Annotated in this window: 7 protein-coding genes; 3 read left to right on the top strand and 4 right to left on the bottom strand. The window is 49.7% G+C overall.

Annotated features, from left to right (window positions below):
* On the top strand, positions 1-119 hold a 119-nt coding region (locus HKN88_09210; protein NNC98233.1), incomplete at its 5' end, for a hypothetical protein.
* A gap of 93 nt (positions 120-212) precedes the next feature.
* Positions 213-551, top strand: a complete 339-nt coding sequence (locus HKN88_09205) for a hypothetical protein (protein ID NNC98232.1) — start codon at positions 213-215, stop codon at positions 549-551.
* Positions 552-602: 51 nt separating this feature from the next.
* Here the strand turns inward: HKN88_09205 and HKN88_09200 are convergent, their stop codons facing one another.
* Positions 603-1,865, bottom strand: a complete 1,263-nt coding sequence (locus HKN88_09200) for a 6-phosphofructokinase (GenBank protein ID NNC98231.1) — start codon at positions 1,863-1,865, stop codon at positions 603-605.
* A gap of 225 nt (positions 1,866-2,090) precedes the next feature.
* On the opposite strand from HKN88_09200, the gene HKN88_09195 reads away from it, so the two are divergent.
* Positions 2,091-2,741, top strand: a complete 651-nt coding sequence (locus HKN88_09195) for an adenylate kinase (GenBank protein ID NNC98230.1) — start codon at positions 2,091-2,093, stop codon at positions 2,739-2,741.
* A 16-nt stretch (positions 2,742-2,757) separates the two neighbouring features.
* Here the strand turns inward: HKN88_09195 and HKN88_09190 are convergent, their stop codons facing one another.
* The 3 genes from HKN88_09190 to HKN88_09180 are packed head-to-tail and all read right to left on the bottom strand — an operon-like array spanning position 2,758 to position 5,097.
* On the bottom strand, positions 2,758-3,234 hold the full coding sequence (locus HKN88_09190; protein NNC98229.1) for a hypothetical protein: 477 nt from the start codon (positions 3,232-3,234) through the stop codon (positions 2,758-2,760).
* Positions 3,228-4,022: an SDR family NAD(P)-dependent oxidoreductase gene (locus HKN88_09185; protein NNC98228.1), complete on the bottom strand. Its 795-nt coding sequence runs from the start codon at positions 4,020-4,022 to the stop codon at positions 3,228-3,230. Before HKN88_09185 ends, HKN88_09190 begins: the two co-directional genes overlap by 7 nt.
* The gene (locus HKN88_09180; GenBank protein NNC98227.1) at positions 4,015-5,097 is read right to left on the bottom strand and encodes a hypothetical protein; all 1,083 of its coding nucleotides are present in this window, start codon (positions 5,095-5,097) and stop codon (positions 4,015-4,017) included. Before HKN88_09180 ends, HKN88_09185 begins: the two co-directional genes overlap by 8 nt.
* Positions 5,098-5,198 lie beyond the last annotated feature (101 nt).

The raw sequence follows: 5,198 nt of genomic DNA, 5'->3' as shown, positions 1-5,198 counted from the left end.
AAGCCGCCGTGGTTGGTGACACCGTTGGTGATCCGTTCAAGGATACCTCGGGGCCTTCCATGAATATTTTGATCAACGTAATGGCAATTGTGAGTTTGGTCATAGCGCCTTTGCTATAATACGAGCTTACAAGGAATGATTGAAAGGGGCTTTTTAGCCCCTTTCTTTTTTTAAACAATTACACCCACGGTTAGATAAATATTGTGTTGAATTTGCGTGACCCTTTTATATTTGAACTCCCCGAATTTGACTGGTGCGAGATCAAGTCGAATGAGTGGAAAACGCTGCCGTGTCTAAGCGGACGCACCGCAAGCCAGGAAGATGTACAAAATGGCAGTGCGGTGTTTACCGCCGAGAGAGGCAGTCTGCCACATGCGATCAATTTACCCGCGTGCGCTTTGTATCACGACGTGGATAAGGGTAAAAAAATCCCTTCGGTGATCATCCAGGCAGAAGCCATTGGGGAAGAAGTGTATCTGGGAATACGCTTTTTTACCGGCGGTAATGCGGTGTGCAAAATTGATGAAGTGGAGTTGATCGGACAGATTTGAATTGATCTGACAACAGCTTTGTTTTCAAAATCAGTATGAAGCTTTCAATTTTTAAAGTTTGAATTCATTTTTCAATTTCTTTTTCACCGCTACATTTTTCAAGCTCACGTATTTTGGCATACCGTTTTGATACGGTGGATAATCCTCGCCCTTGATCAGGGGTTCCAGATAAGTGCGACACGCTTTGGTGATGCCAAACCCGTCTTTGGAAATAAATTTCTTAGGCATCATTTTTTCCACATTCGCCACTTTACTCAGTTTGGCCATATCCACTTTCCAGCGATACGGTTTGTCAGAAGTGCGCTTGATGACCGGCATGACCGCATTGTGACCTTTAACCGCCAGTTCAACCGCCGCTTTGCCCATGGCGTAGGCCTGGTCAACATCGGTTTTAGACGCAATGTGTCGAGCCGAGCGCTGTAAATAATCCGCCACCGCGTAGTGGTATTTGTAGCCGTGTGCAGCATTGATCATATTCGCCAGCACCGGGGCAACTCCGCCCAGTTGGGCATGCCCGAAGGCATCGCGACTGCCGGCTTCGGCTAAAAAGCGTCCGTCCTTATAGCGGGTACCCTCGGAGACCACGATCACGCAGTACCCGTATTTTTCCACACAGGTTTTCACTTTTTTCAAAAACACCGAGGGATTAAAGGGCACTTCGGGAAAAAGAATAATGTGTGGTGCTTGCGCAGCGCCTAGTCCGGCCAGTCCACCCGCTGCGGCGATCCAGCCAGCGTGGCGACCCATCACTTCAAGCACAAAGACTTTGGTCGAGGTTTTCGCCATCGACAAGACATCCAGGGCGGCTTCTTTGGTGGAAATTGCCACGTACTTGGCAACCGAGCCAAATCCCGGACAGTTGTCGGTGATCGGCAGATCATTATCGACCGTTTTCGGGATGCCAACGCACTTGATGTCGTAACCCAGAGTTTTACCAATTTGCGATACCTTGTGCGCGGTATCCATCGAGTCACCGCCACCGTTGTAAAAGAAGTAGCCAATGTCATGCGCGTGGAAAACTTCGATCAGACGCTCGTATTGCGCACGATTCACGTCCAGACCCTTGAGCTTGTAGCGGCATGATCCAAACGCACCGCCTGGCGTATGGCGCAGGGCTCGAATATTGGCAGTGGATTCCTGACTGGTGTCGATGAGATCTTCGGTCAATGCGCCAATAATGCCATTGCGTCCGGCGTACACTTTATGGATGTGTTTTTTGTGTTTGCGCGCCGTTTCCAGAAGCCCACAGGCCGAGGCATTGATGACCGCAGTCACCCCGCCGGATTGAGCATAAAAAGCATTTCTTTTGGTCATGGTTTTTTCCTGCAAATTTAAAAGTCAGAACCGATCAACAAGGCGCAAGGATAACGTATTTTGCAGCCTAATTCCCATGTCTTGCGAGACATTTGCAAGCCTGCAGGCAAAGCAATTGCAATTCTTTATCTGACAAGGTAGGGTAATCCCCCTGGCTGAGAGATCAGCCATTTTTTATACATATTTCCAACGCTTAAGCGCGTTATTACTGACAAGAAAATCATTATGCGTATCGTACTTCTTGGTGCTCCGGGTTCCGGCAAAGGCACCCAGGCCAAAATTCTCCAGTCCTTACTTGGCTGGAATCAGATCTCCACTGGCGATCTGTTGCGTGCCGCGGTCAAGGCACAAACGCCTTTGGGCCTGCAGGCGAAAGCGGCCATGGAAGCCGGCGAACTGGTGAGTGACGAGATCGTTCTGGGGCTGACCAAAGAAAAGATCGCCGCAAGCAAAGCGGGTTGTATTCTGGATGGCTTTCCTCGCAACATCGCGCAAGCCGAAGCTCTGGAAAATATCCTCGATGACATGGGCACGCCGCTGGATGAAGCGGTATTACTCGATATTGATTTCGAGGTTCTGCTCAAACGCCTGACCGGTCGTCGCACCTGCAAAGACTGTGGGCAAATGTTCAATGTGTATTTCTCGCCTACCGAAAAAGAGGGCGTGTGTGACAATTGCGGCGGGGAATTGATGCATCGCGCGGATGACAATGAAGAAACCATCGGTAATCGCCTCACTGTGTACAAAGAGCAAACCGCTCCATTGATCGAGTTTTACAAGTCGCGTAACAAGTTAACCACCATCAATGCCCTGGGCGGCCTCGAGGAAGTCACCACGCGTTTACTCGAAGCTTTGCGCATTTCCGAACTGGATTAAATGTTGGTTTCCAGACTCAGGCAGTCGGGCGTTTTTCCAGAGATAATTTGAAAAATGTGATGCCGATGATCAGGATCACCGCGGCAAAGGCAATCGCCCAGTTAATGAACTGAAACAAGATCGTTCCGACCCCAAAAGCTCCGGCGATTCCCGAGGCGCGAATATTCTCATGCCGTATAAAGGCGATACTGGCGAACACCAGGGCGAGAAAACCTAAGATCACCGCGCTCAAGTCGAGCTTTTCATCCAGATTCCAGCGTGCCTCCGGCTCGGGCGACACTTGAGATTCGGATTGCGGTTTGTCTTTTTTGAATAATGAAACCGCTTTTTGTTTCATGCTGGTCATTTTTGCCGACGCCGTTTCACCCAGGGTGGGTTCTTTGACCAATGGTCCGGTGTAAAAATGGATGATCGACAAACCCAGTGCCAGGGCGCCGCAAAAGAATCCTATCCAGCCGTAATGTTTAAAGCCTGTCTTGTTTGCATCTACCATTCCAGCTTGCTCCCGCTCCAGTGAAAAAATTGCCCGGAATCTTCTGTCCCGACCGAATCGATAATTCTGCCCAGGCGCTTGGCCGTCAATTCGGGTGTATAGAGTTTATCCGCAGAACGGTTCCTGGTGAAGGGCGCCGACAATTTACTCCGGGTAGTACCCGGGTGTAAAGCCAGCACAATGCATTGCGGATGGGTGCGTGCCAGCTCTATGGAAGCGGTTTTCACCAACATGTTCAAAGCCGCTTTTGAGGCACGATAACCGTACCAACCACCCATTTTATTGTCCTTGATGCTGCCCACCATGGCGCTGAGATGGGCAAACACCGAACGACTTTTTTTGGGTAACAACGGGTGTAAATGTTTGATCAACAAGGCGGGCAAAATAGAATTCACATGAAAATAATGCGTCAAACTTCTTTCGGTGATCTGCTTGATCTGTTTCTCGGGACCGATGAAGGCGTTATGCAACAAGCCAATGCAGTTGATGATCAGTTCGTACTCGGGCGAGATGCCGTACAGGGTTTCAAAAAGTTCGGGAAGATGTTGTTCGGCGTAATCACTTTGCACCAAAGTGAAATTATGATCGGCATTATGAATATCACGCGCAATTCCGACGATCTGATGGCTGTCTTGATAGGTTTTGGCCAGGGCCTGGCCGATGGCACCATTGATGCCGATGATCAGCGCATAGGGTTTTGAGCCGTCTTGCGCGCGCTCGGGAAACTGCACAACCGTGTTGGTGTCGGTTTCATTATCGGTGCCGGACGTGTGATCTTGTTCAGGCATGTTCCTGTAAATAGTTTTGCAAAACGCGATGTCGCCAATTGTCAGCATCCAGAAAATCACTCAGGCCACGGGCAATCTTTTCCAGGGTTTTACGATTGGATAAAGTGGCCGGGTCGATGTCGAGTTTCTCGGCGTGTTTGCGGCAGTATTGCTTAATCCGGCTAAAGCGTTTTTTCTCTGCGTCGTTCAAGGGCGAGAACACATTCGTATCAAACTGTTCAAATTCCTGCAGTGGTGAATCCAGTAAAGGACGAATACTGTCGTGATTGTGTTGCAGTACTTTGTGTTCCTGTTGCATGTGCTTAAGACGTTCGGGTGACTGCGCAAGTTCCAGAATAATGTCATCGGCCAGAATCCAGCGGCGTGGCCGGTCTTTTTGCATGGCTCGTTGTTCGCGCCAATGGGCCAATGATGCCGCGCGCGCAAAATCGCTGTCCGACAAGCGTTTAATGCCTTTCACCCGATTCCAGGCAGACTGCAAGGGGCTTTGCGCCTTATGGCGTTCCACTTGGCGCTCGCAATCGGTTTTGAACCACTCCAGGCGGTCTTTGTGTTCCAGGTCTTGTGAGAGTAATTGCCAGGCTTTGGGTAAATGTATGACATCGGCAATGGCGTAATCGAGTTGCGCGGCACTCAAAGGGCGCTTGAGCCAGTCGGTGCGAGACTGGGACTTGTCGATCTCCAGTCCAAGTGTGTTTTGCATCAACTGGGCATAACTGATCTGGGGTTGTGCGCCCAATAAAGCGGCGGCTACCTGGGTGTCGTAGATATTGAATGTCCAGTCAGTAAATAGCTGGTCAAAGATCTCGAAATCCTGGTCGGGGGAGTGGGTCAGGCAATATTTGGATTGTTGCAAACTGTTCTGTAAGGCCGACCAGTCTTCGATCAAGGGCGCGTCGATACAAGTGCTCAGCATTTCGTGCTCTTGTTGTTGCGCGATCTGAATCACCGCCGGAATGGCGTAATAGGTTTTTTGCCGGATAAATTCGGTATCGATGGCAATGGCTTTGGCCGGGTCCAGTTTTTGACAGAAAGCCTGCAACTCATCTGCGTCGCGGATCATCTGTACACTCATGGCCGGCTCATTTGGTTTATCATGGAAATTAGTATGTTTTGCATAATGAGCATGATAAATCATCCACCCGACCAGTCAGGAATTAGTTGTTAGAAACAGCA

Source organism: Gammaproteobacteria bacterium, from assembly GCA_013001575.1.
GTDB lineage: Bacteria > Pseudomonadota > Gammaproteobacteria > Steroidobacterales > JABDMI01 > JABDMI01.
Note: the sequence above shows the minus strand (reverse complement) of the source record. Positions and strands in the feature narration are given on the sequence as shown.